Raw genomic sequence first — 17,152 nt, forward strand, 5'->3', positions numbered from 1 at the left:
GAGGGCCGCTCAAGGTTTGGCAGGCGATCGCCAAGCAAGGTCCTGCGGACCTATGCGCAGCCTCGCGGGCTCGGCAGCGGCTACAGGGCTCAGCTGATTTTGCTGAGGAAGCCGGGTAGTTCCGGTTCCGGGAGCACCGACAGCACTTTGAGGCGTTGCAACATGCGCTGGCGGGCGCGTTGCAGGTGTTCTCTGAGGTTCAGGGCCGCAGCGTCGTAGGCACCGTGCAGCAGCAGTTCGAGGATCAGTCGGTGCTCGGCGAGCATCGCCGGGTCGGCGCCGATGCCCAGCAGGCGGTAGAAGATCCGGTTGATGATCATCGGGCTCTGGGCCTGACGGATCAGCGCCGCCATCTTGCGGTTCTGCAAGCCGCCCAGGCATTGCTGGTGCAGGTCTTCTTCCAGGCGTTCCAGGGCCTCCAGGCCACAGTGCTCGGCCTGTTGCGCCTGGGTCACCCGTTCCAGCATCTGTTCCAGGCGTTCGCGGCCCAGGCCCGGCGCGCTCTGGCGCAGGGCTTCGGGTTCCAGGCAGGCGCGCAGTTCGTAGTCTTCGGTGACTTCCCGGGCGGTCAGCGGCCCGGCCAGCCATTGGGAGTAGGGTTCCTTTTCCACCAGGCCGCGATCGCGCAGGCGCATCAGGGCTTCGCGGACCACCGCGCGGCTGACGCCGTAGTGCTCGGCAGCAGCCTGCTCGTCGAGGCGAAAATGACCGAAGGCGATGCAGGTGGAGAGGGCGCTGCCCAGTTCTTCGTAGATCCGTTCCCCCAGGGGCCGGGTGTCCACCAGTTCTTCGTCGCTGGCCAGCCCCAGGTGGGCATGGCTCAGGGGCAGGCGCAGCGGTTCGATCTCCAGGCCCTGGGGGTTGATCAGGTAACCGCGGCCGTCAAAACGGCTGATCAGCCCTTCGCCGTGCAACAGATCCAGGGCCTTGCGCACCGGCACTCGGCTGGTGCCGAACAGTTCCGCCAGGGGCGCTTCCAGCAGCACCAGGCCCTGCAGGGCGGTGCCCTGGAGGATGGCGTCGCGCAAGACCTGACGGATCATGGCGTAGCGCGATGCGGTGCGCGGGTCCTCTGCTGACACTGCTTTCATCGGTTCCTCTAGGGGCTGTTGCCGGTGGGTGACGAGCCCGTTGCCGGGCCGCGGTGGCCGGGGATTCTCTCACAGTTGCCAAGTGTCACTGAGTGCCACGTTTGGTTGCCCTGTCCTGGGGCCGCCCTGGGTGGATTGTTACCTTTCTGCACCAAAATGTACTTTTTAATAAAAGATACATTATTTCATTGGCGGACCCTTGGGTGAGGCTTTTCTCCATCGGTCGTCGCGCGGTCGCTGTCAGTAACCCACTCTGGCTCGCTATTACAGGCGAATCTGGGGGATTTTCCGAAAGCACGCGGTGCTCCCTGCGTTTTGAGCTGGCACGGAATCTGCTCTGCATAAAATGTACATTTTAATATTTAGTACATTTTTAGATTTTTGCGGAGTGAGCCATGCACCCTGATTCGCTGAACGACGCCACGGCCATGGCGCAAGCCTTTGCCTCGGGCCGCACCGATCCGGTCCAGGTTCTGGAGCAGGCCCTGGCGTTGGCCGAGGCAACGCCCCATGTGTTCATTTCCCTGTGCCCGGCCCGGGCCCGGCGCGAGGCTGAGGCGGCGGCTGCCCGCTGGCGGGCCGGCCAGCCGCTGAGCCTGCTGGATGGCGTGCCCCTGGCCTGGAAGGACCTGTTCGACCTGGCCGGCAGTATCACCACCGCCGCCGCTCAGGTGCGTCGCGAGGCGCCGCCGGCCAAGGTGGATGCGCCCAGCGTACGGCAGCTGTGCCGGGCCGGGCTGGTCAGCCTGGGCAAGACCAACCTCAGTGAGTTCGCCTATTCCGGGCTCGGCCTGAACCCGCACTTCGGCACGCCGATCAACCCCCACAGTGATGCCCAGCCACGAATTCCCGGTGGTTCCTCGGCAGGTTCCGCGGTGGCGGTGGCGGCCGGTATCGTGCCGATCGCCATGGGCACCGACACTGCCGGTTCGATCCGCATTCCCGCAGCCTTCAATGGCCTGGTGGGTTACCGCGCCACCTCCCTGCGCTATGACCGCGAGGGGGTGTTTCCCCTGGCTGAAAGCCTCGACAGCCTCGGGCCGCTGACCCGCAGTGTGCGTGATGCCTGGCTGATCGACGGGCTGTTGCGCGGTGGCGACCCACGGCAGTTGCCGCTGCCCCGCAGCCTGGCCGGGCAACGTTTCCGTGTCGACCTGCAGGTGCTTGACGACAGCCGCACCCAGGCCGCCGTACGGGCCAACTTGCTGGTGGTCATCGAAAGCCTGCAACAGGCCGGGGCGCTGGTGGAGCAGCGGCCGCTGCACAGCCTGCAAGCCACCCTGCAACTGATCCAGGAACAAGGCTGGCTCGGCGCCGCCGAAGCCTTCGCCCTGCACCAGCCGTTGCTCGACAGCGAGTACGCCGAGCAGCTCGATCCGCGGGTGCGACGGCGCCTGGAAAGCGCCCGGCAGATGCCCGCCAGCCAGTTGCTGCGGCTGTACCAGGCGCGGCGCCAGTTGCAGCAACAGGTGCAGGACGAACTGGACGGCGCGGTGCTGATCACCCCCACCGTGGCCCATGTGGCGCCGCCCCTGGCGCCCCTGGAGCAGGACGACGAGCTCTTTGCCCGGACCAACCTGGCGACCCTGCGCCTGACCATGCCCGGCAGTTTCCTCGACATGCCCGGCGTGGCCCTGCCCAGCGGCCGCGATGCCCAGGGCTTGCCCACCGGGCTGTTGCTGAGCCTGCCCCAGGGCCGTGACCGGCAACTGCTGGATGCGGCGCTGGCGCTGGAGGCGGTGTTGCCACGCTAGCTCCGACGATTTTTTCAACCACAAGCAATCACTGGAGGCCGCTCATGGCTAAAGAAATTCTCTGTGCATTTGGTGTCGATGTGGACGCGGTGGCCGGCTGGCTCGGTTCCTACGGCGGCGAGGATTCGCCGGACGACATCTCCCGTGGCCTGTTCGCCGGCGAGGTCGGCGCGCCGCGCCTGCTCAAGCTGTTCGAGCGTTATGGCCTGCGCACCACCTGGTTCATTCCCGGCCACTCCATGGAGACCTTTCCCGAGCAGATGAAGGCGGTTGCCGAGGCCGGCCACGAGATCGGCGTGCACGGCTACAGCCACGAAAACCCCATCGCCATGACCCCGGAACAGGAAGAGATCGTCCTCGACAAATCCATCGAGCTGATCACCCGGGTCACCGGCAAGCGCCCCACCGGCTACGTTGCGCCCTGGTGGGAATTCAGCAAGGTGACCAATGAGCTGCTGCTGAAAAAGGGCATCAAGTACGACCACAGCCTGATGCACAACGACTTCCATCCCTACTACGTGCGGGTCGGCGACAGCTGGACCAAGATCGACTACAGCCAGCACCCCGACACCTGGATGAAACCTTTGGTGCGGGGCCAGGAAACCGACCTGGTGGAGATCCCGGCCAACTGGTACCTGGACGACCTGCCGCCGATGATGTTCATCAAGAAGGCGCCCAACAGCCACGGTTTCGTCAACCCGCGGCATCTGGAGGAAATGTGGCGCGACCAGTTCGACTGGGTCTACCGCGAGCATGAGCACGCGGTGTTCACCATGACCATCCACCCCGACGTCTCCGGCCGCCCGCAAGTGCTGTTGATGCTCGAACGCCTGATCGAACACATCCAGAGCCATGCCGGCGTGCGCTTCGTCACCTTCGACGAGATCGCCGACGACTTTATCCGCCGCCACCCGCGCAACCGCTGACCCCGGCCACTTCATCGAGGCGTGACTGATGTCTATCTATAACAAGCTCGACCTGACTGGCTGGAAACCCCAGCAGTTGACCCCGGCCCAAGTGCGCTTCGCCACCTGGATCGCCTTCTTCGCCTGGGTGTTTGCGGTGTACGACTTCATTCTGTTTGGCACCCTGCTGCCGGAGATCGGCCGGCACTTCGGCTGGGGCGAGGTCGAGCAGGCCGAGATCGCCACCTGGGTGGCGGTGGGCACCGCGGTGGTGGCCCTGGCCATCGGGCCGCTGGTGGACAAGCTGGGCCGGCGCATGGGCATCATTTTCACCGTCAGCGGCTCGGCCATCTGCTCGGCGCTGACCGCCATCGGCGGCGCCTGGGGCAAGTCGCCGCTGATCCTGATCCGCTCCCTGGGCGGCCTGGGCTATGCCGAGGAAACGGTGAACGCCACCTACCTCAGCGAGTTGTACGCGGCATCCGACGACCCGCAACTGGCCAAGCGCCGGGGCTTCATCTACAGCCTGGTACAGGGTGGCTGGCCGGTGGGGGCGCTGATCGCCGCCGGGTTGACCGCGGTGCTGCTGCCGATCATCGGCTGGCAAGGCTGCTTCATCTTCGCCGCGATCCCGGCCATCGTCATTGCGGTGATGGCGCGCAAGCTCAAGGAGAGCCCGCAGTTCCAGATCCACCAGCGCATCAGCCAGCTGCGCAAAAGTGGTTCGGTGAGCGAGGCCCAGGCGGTGGCGCTGACCTATGGCGTGGACTATGACGAGCACAGCAAGGCCGGCCTGGCTGCGGCCTTTCGTGGCCCGGCGCGGCGCGCGACTCTGGTGATCGGCGCGGCGATTCTGCTCAACTGGGCGGCGATCCAGGTGTTCAGCGTGCTCGGCACGTCGGTGATCGTCAGCGTGCACCACATCTCCTTCGAGAACTCGCTGATCATCCTGGTGCTCTCCAACCTGGTGGGCTACTGCGGCTACCTGAGCCACGGCTGGATGGGCGACAAGATCGGCCGGCGCAATGTCATCGGCCTGGGCTGGATGCTCGGCGGCCTGTCGTTCGCCGGCATGCTCTACGGCCCGAGCAACATGCCGATGGTGGTGGGTCTCTACAGCCTGGGCCTGTTCTTCCTGATCGGCCCGTACTCGGCGGCGCTGTTCTTCATCAGCGAAAGCTTCCCTACCAGCATCCGCGCCACCGGCGGCGCGATCATCCACGCCATGGGGCCGATCGGCGCGGTGGTGGCGGGTTTCGGCGCCACCCAGGTGCTGTCCGCCGGTGGCGACTGGCAGACCTCGGCGCTGTATTTCGGCGCGCTGCCTTGTTTCCTCTCCGGTGCGCTGATGTTCGCCGCGCGCCATGTGCGTCCTGAATCCGTTCAATAAGGAAAGTTATCCATGACTCAAAAAGTCGCCGTGATCACCGGTGCCGCCAGCGGCATCGGCCAGGCCCTGGCCGTGGCCTATGCACGGGCCGGTGTGGCGGTGGTGGGCGGGTATTTCCCCGCCGACCCCCATGACCCGCAAGCCACCCGCGACCGCGTGGCCGAGGCGGGTGGGCACTGCCTGATGCTGCCCCTGGACGTGACCGACAGCGCCTCGGTGGACGCCCTGGCCGAGCAGGCCGTGGCGCACTTTGGCCGCCTCGATTACGCCGTGGCCAATGCCGGCCTGCTGCGCCGCGCACCCTTGCTGGACATGACCGACGCGGCCTGGAACGCCATGCTCGATGTGGACCTGACCGGGGTCATGCGCACCTTCCGCGCGGCGGTCAAACACATGGGTGAGGGCGGTGCCCTGGTGGCGATTTCGTCGATTGCCGGTGGCGTCTACGGCTGGCAGGAGCACGCTCACTATGCAGCGGCCAAGGCCGGGGTGCCGGGGTTGTGCCGCTCGCTGGCGGTGGAACTGGCGGCCAGGGGCATTCGCTGCAACGCGGTGATCCCGGGGTTGATCGAGACCCCGCAGTCGCTGGACAGCCAGAACTCCCTGGGCCCGGAAGGCCTGGCCAAGGCGGCCCGGGCCATCCCCCTGGGCCGGGTCGGGCGGGCCGATGAAGTGGCGTCCCTGGTGCGCTTTCTCACCAGCGAGGAGTCCAGCTACCTCACCGGGCAGAGCATCGTCATCGATGGCGGCCTGACGGTGCGCTGGCCGGATTGAACCCCTTCGCCAGCCAGCCGGCTCGTGCAGGCGGCTCACCGCCTCCGTAGGAGCTGGCTGGCCAGCGAACCGCACACCCTTGAAGGAGAAAGTCCCATGCAACACCTGCACAACCGCCGCGCCGTGATCACCGGCGCCGGCAGCGGTATCGGCGCCGCTATCGCCCGGGCCTACGCGGTGGCGGGAGCACGCCTGCTGCTGGCTGACCGCGACCCCGCGCGCCTGGCCGAGAGCGCCCAAGCCTGCCGCGAGCTGGGCGCTGTAGTCGTCGAATGCGTGGCCGATGTCGGCAGCGTCGAAGGGGCCCAGGCCGGAGTCGATGCCTGTGTCGAGCATTTTGGCGGTATCGATATCCTGGTGAACAACGCCGGCATGCTGACCCAGGCGCGCTGCGTCGATCTGTCCATCGAGATGTGGAACGACATGCTGCGGGTCGATCTCACCAGCGTCTTCGTCGCCAGCCAGCGAGCCTTGCCCCATATGCTGGCGCAGCGTTGGGGGCGGATCATCAACGTCGCCTCGCAGCTGGGAATCAAGGGCGGCGCCGAGCTGACCCACTACGCCGCGGCCAAGGCCGGGGTCATCGGCTTCACCAAGTCCCTGGCCCTGGAAGTGGCCATGGACAATGTGCTGGTCAACGCCATCGCCCCGGGGCCGATCGAGACGCCGCTGGTGTCTGGCATCAGCAGCGCGTGGAAAACCGCCAAGGCCGCCGAGCTGCCCCTGGGGCGCTTCGGCCTGGCCGATGAAGTGGCGCCCACCGCGGTGCTGCTGGCCAGCGAGCCGGGGGGCAACCTGTTCGTCGGCCAGACCCTGGGCCCGAACTCCGGCGACGTCATGCCATGAAGGAGGGCTGAACATGTGCGGGTTATGCGGGCTGCTGGGCGAAGACGTGCACTGGAGCGATCCGCTGGGGGATGAACTGCCCCGGCGTCGCGAACGCTTGCGCAGAATCGCCGCGATCAACCGGGTACTGGTGCCGTTGCGGCTCAAGGTCGAAGACTTCCAGGGCTCGGCCTATCTGCTGCTGGGGGCTACCGGCCGCCAGGAACTGGCCAGCGGCCTGGAGCAGCTGTGGAGCCTGGCCGAATCCATGCTCGGCCGGCCCCTCGATCCACTTGACCCTGTGATCCTCATGCACCTGGAGCAACAGCCATGAGCCTGCCCCTGAACGTCATCACCGGGTTTCTCGGCAGTGGCAAGACCACCTTGCTCAACCGCCTGTTGCAGGACCAGAGCCTGGGGGACACAGCGCTGCTGATCAACGAGTTCGGCGATATTGGCATCGATCATTTGCTGGTGCAGGAGGTGGCGCCGGACACCGTGCTGCTGCCCAGCGGCTGTGTCTGCTGTTCGGTTCGCGGCGAACTGAAAGAGGCGCTGCTGGCGCTCCTGGCGCGGCGTAGCCGGGGCGAAGTTCCGGCCTTTCGCCGGGTGCTGCTGGAAACCACCGGGCTGGCCGACCCGGCGCCGATCCTGGCCACGGTGAACAACGATCCGCAATTGCGCGGGCGGGTGCACATCGGCCTGCTGGTGACCCTGGTGGATGCCAGCCACGCGGCGTTGCAGGAGCGCCTGCACCCGGAGTGGCTGGCCCAGGTGGCGGCCGCGGATCGCTTGCTGCTGAGCAAGGCCGATTGTGTCGACGAAGCAACCCAGGCGGCGTTGCGCGAGCATTTGCAGCGGCTCAATCCCGGGGCGCCCCTGTTGCTGACCCAGGCGATCCAGAGTGGCGATCAGCTGTTGCTGGGGGAGGGGCTGCGCGGCGCGACGGCAGAGCGGGAAGTGGCGCGCTGGCAGTTGCAGGGGCCACTCAAAGCGGCTGCGCCACAGCATGGCGCGGCGCAAGTGTGCAGCCTGGAGTTCGAGCAAGCCCTGGATTGGGTGGGCTTCGGGGTCTGGTTGTCGATGCTGCTAAGATGCCACGGCGAACGAATTCTGCGGGTGAAAGGATTGCTCAACATCAACGCCAACCAGGCCCCCATCGTCATCCATGGCGTGCAGCATTGCCTGCACGCACCCGTGCATCTGCCCCGTTGGCCCAGTGCCGACCATCGCTCGCGGCTGGTGTTTATCCTGCGCGGGCTTGCGCCCGAACAACTGCGCCGCTCCTTCGAGGTGTTCGCCCGCAGTTTCGCCCCGGCCGCCGGGGAGGGTGCCTGATGGCGGCGACGCAACCAGTCACCCTGCGGGTGCTGGGCACCTCGGTGACCCTGCTCGAATCCCTGCGGGTGCGCGCCGAGCAGGACCTGGGCATCCGCCTGGTGTATCAGGTACACGATGTGGAGCAGGCCCAGCGCATCGCGGTGATGCAGCCGGACAGCTACGACCTCTATGACCAGTGGTTTCACAACGTCGATTTTGTCTGGCCGGCCCAGGCGATCCAGCCCATCGATACCCGGCGCATTGCCCTGTGGCACGAGATCAACGACCTGCCCAAGCGCGGGCGCCTGTCGCCGGACGATCGCCTGGGCAGTGGCAGCGTGCCCAGCGAACGGCTCTATGTGCAGCACGACGGTAGCCTGGGCAGCACAGCCAGCGAGCGCATCAGCATGCTGCCGCTGACCCACAACGCCGACAGTTTCGCCTACCGCCCGGAGCGCCTGCCGGCGGGTTTTTCCAGCGCCAACGAAAGCTGGGGCTGGCTGCTGGAGCCGGCCTGGAGCGGGCACATTGCCTTGCAGAGCGATGCGGCGATCGGTGCCCTGGACGCCGCCCTGGCGGTGCAGGGCTGTGGCCTGGAATCCTTCAAGGACATCGGTAACTTGAGCATCGAAGAGATCGACCGGCTGGCAGGGATCCTGGTGCGCAAGCAGCGTGAAGGGCATTTCGCGGCGTTCTGGTCGGACGATGAAGAGGCCGCGCAATTGATGCTCAGCCCGCGCATCGATATCCAGAGCCTGTGGTCGCCGACGCTGATGCGCCTGCACCGGGCGGGGGTCAAATACCGCCTGGCAGTGCCGAAGGAAGGCTACCGCGCCTGGTTCGGCGGGCTGTCGTTGTCGCGCCACGCCAAGGGCGCGGTGCTGGATGCAGCCTATGCCTACCTCAACTGGTGGCTGTCGGGCTGGCCCGGTGCGGTGATGGCACGCCAGGGCTACTACATCGGCAACCCGGCGCGTACCCGCGATCACCTGAGCAGCGCCGAGTGGGATTACTGGTACGCCGGCAAACCGGCCCGGGAAGAGTTGCCGGGCAGCGACGGCGAACCGCTGATCGATATCGGCGAGACCCGGGATGGCGGTTCCTACCAGCAGCGCATGGGGCATATCGCCGTGTGGAACTCGGTGATGGACGAGCACAACTACCTGGTGCGGCGCTGGGGGGATTTCCTGCGGGCGGGGCGGGTCGCGGGCCGGGGCAAAGGCTGAAGGTCAAAGCCCCAGGCGCGCCAGCTGGCGCAGGTCGGCGATCACCGCGGGGTTGCCGCCTTCGAGCACATCCAGGCGCATCTGCGCGATCAGCGCTTTCAGCAGCTCGGTCTGGGTCATCCGGGTGGCTTGCAGCAGGCGCGCAAGATCCTCGGCCACATAGTGGTTGACCTTCAGCGACAGGCGTTTCATGGCATGCACGGCAGGCAACTGGCGGGCCTCGGCCTGCTCGGCCAGGTACGTGACGAAGCCGCTGTGCACCTGCTCCAGGGAAGACGCCGCGGGGGCGCTGAAGTAGTAGCCGAGGAACAGTTTGCGCATCTGCACCCCGGCATCCTCGGCCACCGAGTGCATAGTGGCATCCAGTACATCGAGGTAGACCGCCGGCAGCCGCGCCTCGATGGAGGTCAATGACTGCTTGCGTGCTTCCTTGATCGCCGGTGTGGACTGGGGCGGGATGGCCACCACCGTGGCGCAGAGGTCGCAAACCCCCACCAGGATGTCCCGGGCCAGGCCATGGCCGTCGCTGAAAGGGACGTCGCGCCGCAGGTAGGTGATGCCGACGACCTGTTGGCAATGCTCGCAGAGCGCCTTGCCCCGGTCGCCTTGCAGAAAGAGTTTCATGGGATGCCCTCATCGGTGAACGCTGATGAACCACGCATCTGGCTCGATAAAGTAGAACTTGATGTACCAGCCGGCCTTTTTCAGCACGTGGACCGCGATGCCCGGGACGCTGTGATGTGCGTTGCAACTGTGGTCCTGGCCCTTGCAGGCATTGATGACCTCGATCAGTTGACTGGTCGAGATCTCGCCGGTGGCCAGCAGGTTCTTGACCTCGATCGAGCCGCGCGCGGCATGCAGATAGTGGCCGCTTTGTAAGGCATTGATCAGGTCCCGTCTGACCTTCCTGAAGCCTCTGTCCATGACGTCTTCTCGTTTGTACGACAAGTGTCGTACGGAATCAATGGGAAGTTGACTGAAAGCGCCCAAAGGCATTTCAGCGGTTTTCAGAGGGGAGTCGATCTTAGCCCGGCAGGTGCGGGCGGCAGGGCTTGGCTAACGGTTTGCAATACATCCGTGATGGCCAACGGCTGGCCTGTTGCGGTGCGTCCGATGCACCGCAGCCAGTTGCCGTCAGAAGAAGCGGGTCACGCTGATCTTGGCGTTGCGCCCCAGGCTGGATGCGTTATCGCCGCTCAGTGGTGGGCGATAGTCACGGTTGAACATGTTGTCCAGGGTGAAGTTGACTTCGGTGCCCTTGAGGTAAGGCTGCTGGGGTTTCCAGTTGGCGAACAGGCCGTGCACGTTGTAGCGGTCGTTCTTGTACTGGTCCCAATAGGAGTCGCCCAGGGCGCTGCCCGGACCGCCGGCATAGATGTCGCTGGGCACCCGGTCGGTCTGGCGCACCCACTGGCCCTGCCAGCCCACTTGCGCATCCCACTGAGGAATCTTCACTCCCAGGCTGGCCACCCACTTGCGTGGCGGGATGTCCCGGGCCCAGACGTTCGGCCCCCAGGGGTTGGTGTAGGCGCCTTCATGCTTGCCGGTGATCCATGAGTAGGACAGGGAGCCGAACAGGTAGGTCGAGTCGTAGAAGCTTTCCACCTCGAAGCCCTTGATGGTCAGGTCGCCGATGTTGCGATAGACCCCGATGGTCGGCTGGTTGCACACCTGGCTGATGCTCTTGCCGCTGGTGAGTTGCTCGGGGCAGCCGATCCCGAGGTTCTTCATGATTTCGTCTTTGATGGTGTTGTGGAACAGCGTGGTACGCACCTGAACGCGGTCGGCCTGGGTGAACACGTCGGAGAAGCTGGTGATGTTACCGGCGCGCAACGCGGTGATGCGTTCCGGGTCGAGGTCGCGGCTGGTGGCGGAACGGGTGGAGGCGGCCGACTGGACCTCGTACTGCTCGTCGATCACCGGCGCGCGCCAGGTCTTGCTGTAGTCGGCGAACAGGGCGAATTGCGGGGTCACTGTCCAGAACGCCGACAGCCGAGGCGACCAGCCGGTGTAGGTCTTGTCGCCGTAATCGTGGCCCGCCACCGGGTCGGGGCTGTTGTAGAACGGTGCGTCGTTCTTCTCGCCGCGGTTGCGCACATGGTCGTAGCGCAGGGACGGGGTCAGGGTGAAGTCCCCCAGGGTGATGGCGTCCTGGATGTAGAAGGCATTGTTGTCGACCTTGCCGTGGGGCATGAAGCCAGGCTGGTAGTGGCCGTAGTTGTACTTGGGCACTTCATAGGTCTTGCCCGGCATCCACATGTCCACTTCGCGAGTGTGCTTGCGGATCTGGATGCCATTGGTCAGCGCGTGTTCCAGCGGGCCGGTGCTGAAGCGGCTGGTGTTTTTCAGGGCCAGGATCTTGTCGTCATAGCCCACGGTGATCTTGCGGCCACCGGAGGCCGGCTGGAAGAAGGCGTTCGGCCCGCGTTCGTCGGTCTGGTCGGTGGTGGAATCGGAGTACTTGGCCTCGAAGTCGATCCATGGATTGTCCACGGGGGTGTACTGGTACTTGGCGATCCAGGTGGTGTCGATGGTATTGCGCTGGGCCAGGAAGCGGCGGGTGGCGCCGTCATAACCGTACTTGTTGATGTCGCTCTGGCTCGGTGGCGTCGGGTAGCTCTTGGCCGAGAAGGGCGCCCAGATGTCGCTGTTGGAGCGCATGTAGCTGAAGCCAAGGCGATGTTCGTCGGTCAGTTGCATGTTCAGCTTGAACAGCTCGCCTTCCATGTCCTGGGCGGTATTGGGCAGGCGCTTGGGGTTGATCGGGTAGGCGTTGCGCGGGTCGGGCTGGGCGCTGGCGATCTTCATGTCGTCGCCGTCGCGCTTGGTCCAGTAGGCCAGGGCATCGAAGCGGTGATCATCGGTACGGCCGTACACCGCGCCGGTGTAGGCCTGTTCATGGCTGTTGCTGCTGTAGCCGTACTTGACCATGGCGCCGGCGTTGCGACCTTCCTGCAGCAGGTCCGGGGCGTCCTTGGTCTCCATGTGCACGGTGCCGCCGAAACCACCGTTGCCGGTCTCGGGGGAGTGCGGGCCTTTTTCCACTTCGATGCGCTTGATCAGCTCCGGCTCGATGAACACCGAACCCTGCTGGTAGCGTTCGAAGCCGCTCTTGGTGGCGCCATCAACGCTCATCGGCACGTCTTCGGCATCCCCCAGGCCCCAGATGTTGATGGTCTGGCCGCCGGGTTTGAGCGAGCCACCCAGGCTCACGCCGGGCAGGGTGTCGATCAGGCTGACCACGTTGGTGGCCTGGTGGCGATCGATTTCCGCCTGGTTCAGGGTCGAGCGGCCGACACTCGAGGAGTCCACTTCGGTGCCGTTGCCGATCACGCTCATGGCCCCCAGTTGCAGGGCCGAACCACTGCTCAGGTTGGTGTCGGCAGGGCGCACGATGTAGGTGTTGTCGACCTTCACCAGGTTGAACCGACCGTCCTGCAGCAAGGTGCGAATCGCCTCTTCCGGGCTGTAGTCACCCTGCAGGGCCGGCGCCTTGGCGTTGCGCAGCAGTTGCTCATCGAACAGCAGCTGGATCTTCGCCTGCTGGGCGATCTGGCTCAGGGACGCGGCCAGAGGCTGCGCCGGCATCTGGAAATGCAGCGGTCCGGCGTAGGCCTGCAGGCTGAATGCCAGGCAGGCGGCGAGCAGGGTAGGGCGGGTACGGACTAACGGAACAGGCAAGAGCGCGCGAAACATGACTTCCCCCAGAGCGGCTTAAAGGCCAAAAAAGCGCTGCGTACAGATCGCAGACGGGAGGAAGACGCGGCAGTGAAGAAAAACCTCATATGCGAATGCAAAATATTCTCATATGAATGGATCAACGAGCCTCGAGCCTCAGCTGGCCGTCGGCCAGGGGGACGGCTTTTACCGGAATCAGCACGGGCAGTGCCTTGATCAGGGCGTCGGGGTCGTTGACATCGAGGTTGCCCGAGACCTTGTAGGCCCCCAGCGAACCCTCGGCCAGTTGCACCGGCTGGCGCCGATACAGGTTCAACTCATCCACCAGGCTGGCCAGGTCGCGGTTGCGAAAGGCCAGGTGCCCGCTGCGCCAGTCCGCGACCTCATCGCTGTCCAGGGTCTGCTGGCGCAGGGTGCCTTTGTGCAGGTCATAGGTGGCTTGCTGGCGGGCGCCGAGCAGGGTCAACTCCCCGGGCTTGCCGTCCGGGCTGAAGGCCACCTGGCCGTGGGCGACGCTGACCACCAGCTGGCGCTGGCCACGACGCACGTCGAAGGCGGTGCCCACCACCCGCACTTTGGCCGCGCCGCTGTGCACCCACAGCGGGCGCTCCTTGTCGGCGGCCACTTCCAGGTACAGCTGGCCCTGTTGCAGGTAGATATCACGCTGCTGGGCGCTGAAATCCACTTTCACCTGGGTGTTGGCGTTGACGTACAGGGTGCTGCCATCGGGCAGCTTGAAGGCGCGGGCGCCCTTTTCCTGGGCCGCCACCTGCTGGATGTAGGGCCCCTGGGGCGTGCCCAGATTGACTGCCAGCACCGCACAGAGCACCGCCGCGGCCGCCGCCAGGGCCGGGCGCCAGGGGGCGGGCTTGCGCCGGGGCAGGGGGATGGGCCGGCTCAGTTGCTGCAGTTGCGCAAGATCGACCCACAGTTCTTCGAACTCGGCATAGGCCCTGGCGTGGGCCGGCTCGCTGACCCAGGCATCGAAGGCCTTGCGCGTGGCGCGGTCCGGGTCGTTGCGGTTGCGGGCGAACCAGCTGGCGGCCTCGGCGTCGATCTGCTCGCTGTCGAGGTCGTTGTGGGTGCCGGAAAAGCGGGTCATTCAGGCTGCTCCTTGCCGTTTTCTCGTTGTAGGTGCTGCTTGCAGTGCAGCAGGGCAAAGGCGATGTGTTTTTCCACCATGCTCACGGAAATGCCCATGCGCTCGGCGATCTGCGTCTGGCTCAGCCCTTCGAAGCGGTGCAGCATAAGGGCTTCGCGGCGGCGCGGCGAGAGTTGGGCGAGGACTTCTTTCAACTGTTCCAGGCGTTGCAGGCGCTGGGCCGCGGACAGGGGCTCGTGCTGCTCGTCGGCCAGGGGTTCGTTGTCCAGGCTTTGCTCGTGGTGCCCGTCCTGATGAACCCGGGAGCGTACCTGCTGGCGTCGCCAATGATCACGCAGCAGGTTGCGTGCCATCTGGAACAGGAAGGCCCGGGGCTGTTCGACCTGGGCCCGGTCACGGTAGTCGAGCCATTGGGTGAACACGTCCTGGGTCATGTCCGCCGCGTCGCTGGCGTTGTCCGTGCGTTTACGCAGGAAATGCAGGATGTCCGCATAGAACCCGCGAACAGAGTCCGCCGACGCAGAGTCGGGCTTGGAGCGAGACATGGATATCCTTCTTGACGACGCGGTGAGCACAAGGTCGCGAATGATATCGAGAATTATTGCTATTTGCCATCCAGGCAGATTGATGATCGACCAGCACCGCCTACGCGCCCGAAATACCCCTCCTCGCAGTAGCGGGCTTTCCCGCGAGGGTGCCCTTGCGAGCGATGCCCGGCCTGCGGCCTCTTCGCCGTCAAGCCGGCTCCTACAGTGGCGAGGCGGGGTTTGTAGGAGCTGGCTTGCCAGCGAAGCGGTTCAGATGACGAAGAAGCCGTGGGTGCCATCCCGGCCCAACTGCGCCACCAGGCCGAATTCCCAGTCCAGGTAGCCCTGCATGGCTTCTTTCGGGTTGTCGGTGCCCTCATAGGGGCGTCGGTAGCGGTCGATCCGGGGAGAAGCCAGTTGCTGGCGGCTTTCTTCCACGGGCAGGCCGGCTTCGATCCAGGCCGCGGTGCCACCGCTGAGGAGGAACACCGGACGCTGGGTCAGGGCCTGCAGCTGCGGCACCACGAAGCGCGCCAGCAGGCTGCTGCCGCAGGTCAGGACATAGCGCTGCGCCTGTGGCAACTGGGCCAGGGCTTCCTGCAACTGGCTGGGCAATGCCCACCAGGCGCCGGGGATGTGGCGCTGCACGTAGTTGGCGCTGGCGGTGAAGTCCAGTACCAGGGTGCCGGGCTCCTGGAGCCAGGTGGCGAGGGTGCGGGGGCTGATTTCTTCGGCCGGCGAGGTGTCCGGCAGTGGCGCCTGCCAGGGGCCGCGCACGCTGAAATCGCTGTCGCGCAGGCCGTCCAGCACCGCCACCTGCCAGCCCATCTGGGCCAGCCAGGAAGCGCTCATGTTGGCGCGCACGCCGTCGTCGTCCACCAGGACCAGGCGCGCACCGCGCACGCTGGCGAAGTGGTCGGTTTCCTGCACCAGTTGCCCACCGGGGGTGGAGCGGGCGCCGGGCAGGTGGCCGGCGGCGAATTCCTCCGGGGTGCGCACATCGAACAGGTAGCTGGTGCGCTTGGGGTCGGCCTGCCAGCGCCGCCACTGGGCCAGGTCGATGCGTGCCACGTCGGCGCGGTCGGCCACGGCCCGAGCGGCGTCCTGGGCTGGGGCCCGCTGGGCCTCGTTGATGGCCTTGAAGCGCCGGCTCTGACCGTGTTCAAGCTTCTGCCCGGCCAGGGTCCAGCCAATGGTGCCATTGCGCAGTGCCGCCACCGGGTTGGGGATGCCGGCATTCACCAGGGACTGGGTGCCGATGATGCTGCGGGTGCGCCCGGCGCAATTGACCACCACCCGGGTGCGGGGATCGGGGGCCAGCTCACGCACCCGCAGCACCAGTTCGGCCCCGGGTACGCTGGTGCTGCCGGGGATGCTCATGGTCTGGTATTCGTCGAAGCGCCGGGCATCGAGCACCACCAGGTCGGCCTGCTGGTCGAGCAGTGCCTGGAGCTCCTCGGCGGCCAGGGACGGAGTGTGGCGCTCGGCTTCCACCAGTTCGCCAAAGGCCTTGCTCGGCACGTTGACGTCCTTGAACAGCTCGCCGCCCGCGCTGCGCCAACCCTCCAGGCCGCCTGCCAGCAGGGCGACATCGCTGTAGCCCAGTTGCCGCAGGCGCGTGGCGGCGCGCTGGGCCAGCCCTTCGCCCTGGTCGTAGAGGGTGATCGGGGTGTCGCGGCGGGGGATGCGCGCATACACCTCCAGCTCCAGTTTCGACAGCGCGATGTTGGCCGCGAACAGCGGGTGGGCCTCGGCGAAGGGCGTTTCTTCACGCACATCGATCAGTGCCAGCTCCTGGCGGTCGAGCAGGGCCTGGCGGATCTGTGCCGGGCTGCGGGTCGGGAAATCGGTCATTGCAGGGGCTCCTTCGACAAGTCCCAGAGGTTAGGCAGCAAATGGTTGGAGTAGCCGGAGACAAAGGGTTTTTCCTGGCCGTCCAGGTCGTACACGGCGCGCTGCACGGCACCGATATTGGCGCCATACACATGGATGCTGACGGATACCCGATCGGCATGGGCATTGCTCACCTGATGGATGTCGCCAATGCGTGGCGACACCGCCTCCACCTGGCCCGGCACCAGGCGCAGCGGCGCGCCGGCAGGCTGCAGGCGGCCGTCGGCCAGGCGTTCGAACCCCTGGCTGTCCTCGGCGCCGCGCAGCATGCCGATCAGGCCCCAGACCCGGTGGTCGTGGATCGGTGTGCGCTGCCCAGGGCCCCAGACGAAGCTGACGATGGAGAAGCGCTGGCGCGAGTCGGCATGCAGCAGGAACTGCTGGTAGCGCTGCGGATCCGGCTGGGCGAAGGCGGCGGGCAGCCAGTCGTCCTTGCTCACCAGCTGGTGCAGCAGCGCGGCGCCCTGGTCCAGCACCCGGGCTTCATCGGGATGGCTGTCCAGCAGCTCGGCCAGAGCGGCGATAAAGTCCCGCAGGCGGGCGAAGTTGGCTGATTCGATGGCGACTGTCGTGGCGTTGTGGGGCATGGGCTCCCTCCGTGGACACAAGGCAAATGACGCGAACTACACGGGCGAGCTAAAAGGTATTATTCTTATCGAACATTTTT

The 17,152-nt window shown here is 65.9% G+C and carries 16 protein-coding genes; 8 read left to right on the forward strand and 8 right to left on the reverse strand.

Features of this window, described 5'->3' with window-relative positions; all coding sequences use genetic code 11:
* Nucleotides 1–89: 89 nt before the first annotated feature.
* The gene (locus ABCR88_RS07105) at nt 90–1,091 is read right to left on the reverse strand and encodes a GntR family transcriptional regulator (protein WP_011059702.1); all 1,002 of its coding nucleotides are present in this window, start codon (nt 1,089–1,091) and stop codon (nt 90–92) included.
* Nucleotides 1,092–1,486: 395 nt separating this feature from the next.
* Here ABCR88_RS07105 and ABCR88_RS07110 point away from each other — a divergent pair, with 395 nt between their 5' ends.
* The 8 genes from ABCR88_RS07110 to ABCR88_RS07145 all read left to right on the forward strand — a co-directional run bounded on the left by ABCR88_RS07110 (nt 1,487) and on the right by ABCR88_RS07145 (nt 9,285).
* Nucleotides 1,487–2,845, forward strand: coding sequence for an amidase (locus ABCR88_RS07110; RefSeq protein WP_350023696.1), 1,359 nt, complete (start codon nt 1,487–1,489; stop codon nt 2,843–2,845).
* 44 nt (nt 2,846–2,889) lie between these two features.
* Complete coding sequence (locus ABCR88_RS07115) at nt 2,890–3,771, forward strand: polysaccharide deacetylase (RefSeq protein WP_011059704.1); 882 nt, start codon at nt 2,890–2,892, stop codon at nt 3,769–3,771.
* A 28-nt stretch (nt 3,772–3,799) separates the two neighbouring features.
* Nucleotides 3,800–5,140: an MFS transporter gene (locus ABCR88_RS07120; protein WP_011059705.1), complete on the forward strand. Its 1,341-nt coding sequence runs from the start codon at nt 3,800–3,802 to the stop codon at nt 5,138–5,140.
* Between the two features lie 12 nt (nt 5,141–5,152).
* Nucleotides 5,153–5,914 (forward strand): SDR family NAD(P)-dependent oxidoreductase, encoded by a 762-nt coding sequence (locus ABCR88_RS07125; protein WP_011059706.1) that lies wholly within the window; start codon nt 5,153–5,155, stop codon nt 5,912–5,914.
* A gap of 96 nt (nt 5,915–6,010) precedes the next feature.
* The gene (locus ABCR88_RS07130; RefSeq protein WP_077933469.1) at nt 6,011–6,760 is read left to right on the forward strand and encodes an SDR family NAD(P)-dependent oxidoreductase; all 750 of its coding nucleotides are present in this window, start codon (nt 6,011–6,013) and stop codon (nt 6,758–6,760) included.
* A 13-nt stretch (nt 6,761–6,773) separates the two neighbouring features.
* Entirely contained in the window at nt 6,774–7,073 is a 300-nt protein-coding gene (locus ABCR88_RS07135) for a hypothetical protein (protein WP_236183675.1), read from the forward strand.
* A complete protein-coding gene (locus ABCR88_RS07140; protein WP_350404280.1) occupies nt 7,070–8,077 on the forward strand; it encodes a GTP-binding protein in 1,008 nt (335 codons plus the stop codon). The genes ABCR88_RS07135 and ABCR88_RS07140 overlap by 4 nt, the downstream gene beginning before the upstream one ends.
* Complete coding sequence (locus ABCR88_RS07145; RefSeq protein WP_350404281.1) at nt 8,077–9,285, forward strand: extracellular solute-binding protein; 1,209 nt, start codon at nt 8,077–8,079, stop codon at nt 9,283–9,285. The genes ABCR88_RS07140 and ABCR88_RS07145 overlap by 1 nt, the downstream gene beginning before the upstream one ends.
* Before the next feature lie 3 nt (nt 9,286–9,288).
* On the opposite strand, the gene ABCR88_RS07150 is transcribed toward ABCR88_RS07145, so the two are convergent.
* The 7 genes from ABCR88_RS07150 to ABCR88_RS07180 form a co-directional block, all read right to left on the reverse strand.
* Nucleotides 9,289–9,909 (reverse strand): hypothetical protein, encoded by a 621-nt coding sequence (locus ABCR88_RS07150; RefSeq protein ID WP_325985636.1) that lies wholly within the window; start codon nt 9,907–9,909, stop codon nt 9,289–9,291.
* Between the two features lie 9 nt (nt 9,910–9,918).
* Nucleotides 9,919–10,209 (reverse strand): hypothetical protein, encoded by a 291-nt coding sequence (locus ABCR88_RS07155; protein ID WP_232512087.1) that lies wholly within the window; start codon nt 10,207–10,209, stop codon nt 9,919–9,921.
* A gap of 210 nt (nt 10,210–10,419) precedes the next feature.
* On the reverse strand, nt 10,420–12,981 hold the full coding sequence (locus ABCR88_RS07160; protein ID WP_236183672.1) for a TonB-dependent receptor: 2,562 nt from the start codon (nt 12,979–12,981) through the stop codon (nt 10,420–10,422).
* 121 nt (nt 12,982–13,102) lie between these two features.
* Nucleotides 13,103–14,065: a FecR domain-containing protein gene (locus ABCR88_RS07165; protein WP_011059714.1), complete on the reverse strand. Its 963-nt coding sequence runs from the start codon at nt 14,063–14,065 to the stop codon at nt 13,103–13,105.
* Nucleotides 14,062–14,610, reverse strand: a complete 549-nt coding sequence (locus tag ABCR88_RS07170; RefSeq protein WP_041116389.1) for an RNA polymerase sigma factor — start codon at nt 14,608–14,610, stop codon at nt 14,062–14,064. Before ABCR88_RS07170 ends, ABCR88_RS07165 begins: the two co-directional genes overlap by 4 nt.
* Before the next feature lie 252 nt (nt 14,611–14,862).
* Nucleotides 14,863–16,446, reverse strand: coding sequence for a rhodanese-related sulfurtransferase (locus ABCR88_RS07175; RefSeq protein WP_350404282.1), 1,584 nt, complete (start codon nt 16,444–16,446; stop codon nt 14,863–14,865).
* Nucleotides 16,443–17,072: a cysteine dioxygenase gene (locus ABCR88_RS07180; protein ID WP_041116393.1), complete on the reverse strand. Its 630-nt coding sequence runs from the start codon at nt 17,070–17,072 to the stop codon at nt 16,443–16,445. The genes ABCR88_RS07175 and ABCR88_RS07180 overlap by 4 nt, the downstream gene beginning before the upstream one ends.
* Nucleotides 17,073–17,152: the final 80 nt, after the last annotated feature.

This window comes from Pseudomonas sp. W17, from assembly GCF_040268305.1.
GTDB classification, from domain to species: Bacteria; Pseudomonadota; Gammaproteobacteria; order Pseudomonadales; family Pseudomonadaceae; genus Aquipseudomonas; species Aquipseudomonas protegens.

Bases quoted from the DNA above. Each gene is read 5' to 3' on its own strand.
- ABCR88_RS07120 (WP_011059705.1), top strand. From the start codon at position 3,800: ATGTCTATCTATAACAAGCTCGACCTGACTGGCTGGAAACCCCAGCAG.
- ABCR88_RS07155 (WP_232512087.1), bottom strand. From the start codon at position 10,209: ATGGACAGAGGCTTCAGGAAGGTCAGACGGGACCTGATCAATGCCTTA.
- ABCR88_RS07130 (WP_077933469.1), top strand. From the start codon at position 6,011: ATGCAACACCTGCACAACCGCCGCGCCGTGATCACCGGCGCCGGCAGC.
- ABCR88_RS07125 (WP_011059706.1), top strand. From the start codon at position 5,153: ATGACTCAAAAAGTCGCCGTGATCACCGGTGCCGCCAGCGGCATCGGC.
- ABCR88_RS07150 (WP_325985636.1), bottom strand. From the start codon at position 9,909: ATGAAACTCTTTCTGCAAGGCGACCGGGGCAAGGCGCTCTGCGAGCAT.
- ABCR88_RS07145 (WP_350404281.1), top strand. From the start codon at position 8,077: ATGGCGGCGACGCAACCAGTCACCCTGCGGGTGCTGGGCACCTCGGTG.
- ABCR88_RS07165 (WP_011059714.1), bottom strand. From the start codon at position 14,065: ATGACCCGCTTTTCCGGCACCCACAACGACCTCGACAGCGAGCAGATC.
- ABCR88_RS07180 (WP_041116393.1), bottom strand. From the start codon at position 17,072: ATGCCCCACAACGCCACGACAGTCGCCATCGAATCAGCCAACTTCGCC.
- ABCR88_RS07160 (WP_236183672.1), bottom strand. From the start codon at position 12,981: ATGTTTCGCGCGCTCTTGCCTGTTCCGTTAGTCCGTACCCGCCCTACC.
- ABCR88_RS07115 (WP_011059704.1), top strand. From the start codon at position 2,890: ATGGCTAAAGAAATTCTCTGTGCATTTGGTGTCGATGTGGACGCGGTG.
- ABCR88_RS07175 (WP_350404282.1), bottom strand. From the start codon at position 16,446: ATGACCGATTTCCCGACCCGCAGCCCGGCACAGATCCGCCAGGCCCTG.
- ABCR88_RS07170 (WP_041116389.1), bottom strand. From the start codon at position 14,610: ATGTCTCGCTCCAAGCCCGACTCTGCGTCGGCGGACTCTGTTCGCGGG.
- ABCR88_RS07140 (WP_350404280.1), top strand. From the start codon at position 7,070: ATGAGCCTGCCCCTGAACGTCATCACCGGGTTTCTCGGCAGTGGCAAG.
- ABCR88_RS07110 (WP_350023696.1), top strand. From the start codon at position 1,487: ATGCACCCTGATTCGCTGAACGACGCCACGGCCATGGCGCAAGCCTTT.
- ABCR88_RS07105 (WP_011059702.1), bottom strand. From the start codon at position 1,091: ATGAAAGCAGTGTCAGCAGAGGACCCGCGCACCGCATCGCGCTACGCC.
- ABCR88_RS07135 (WP_236183675.1), top strand. From the start codon at position 6,774: ATGTGCGGGTTATGCGGGCTGCTGGGCGAAGACGTGCACTGGAGCGAT.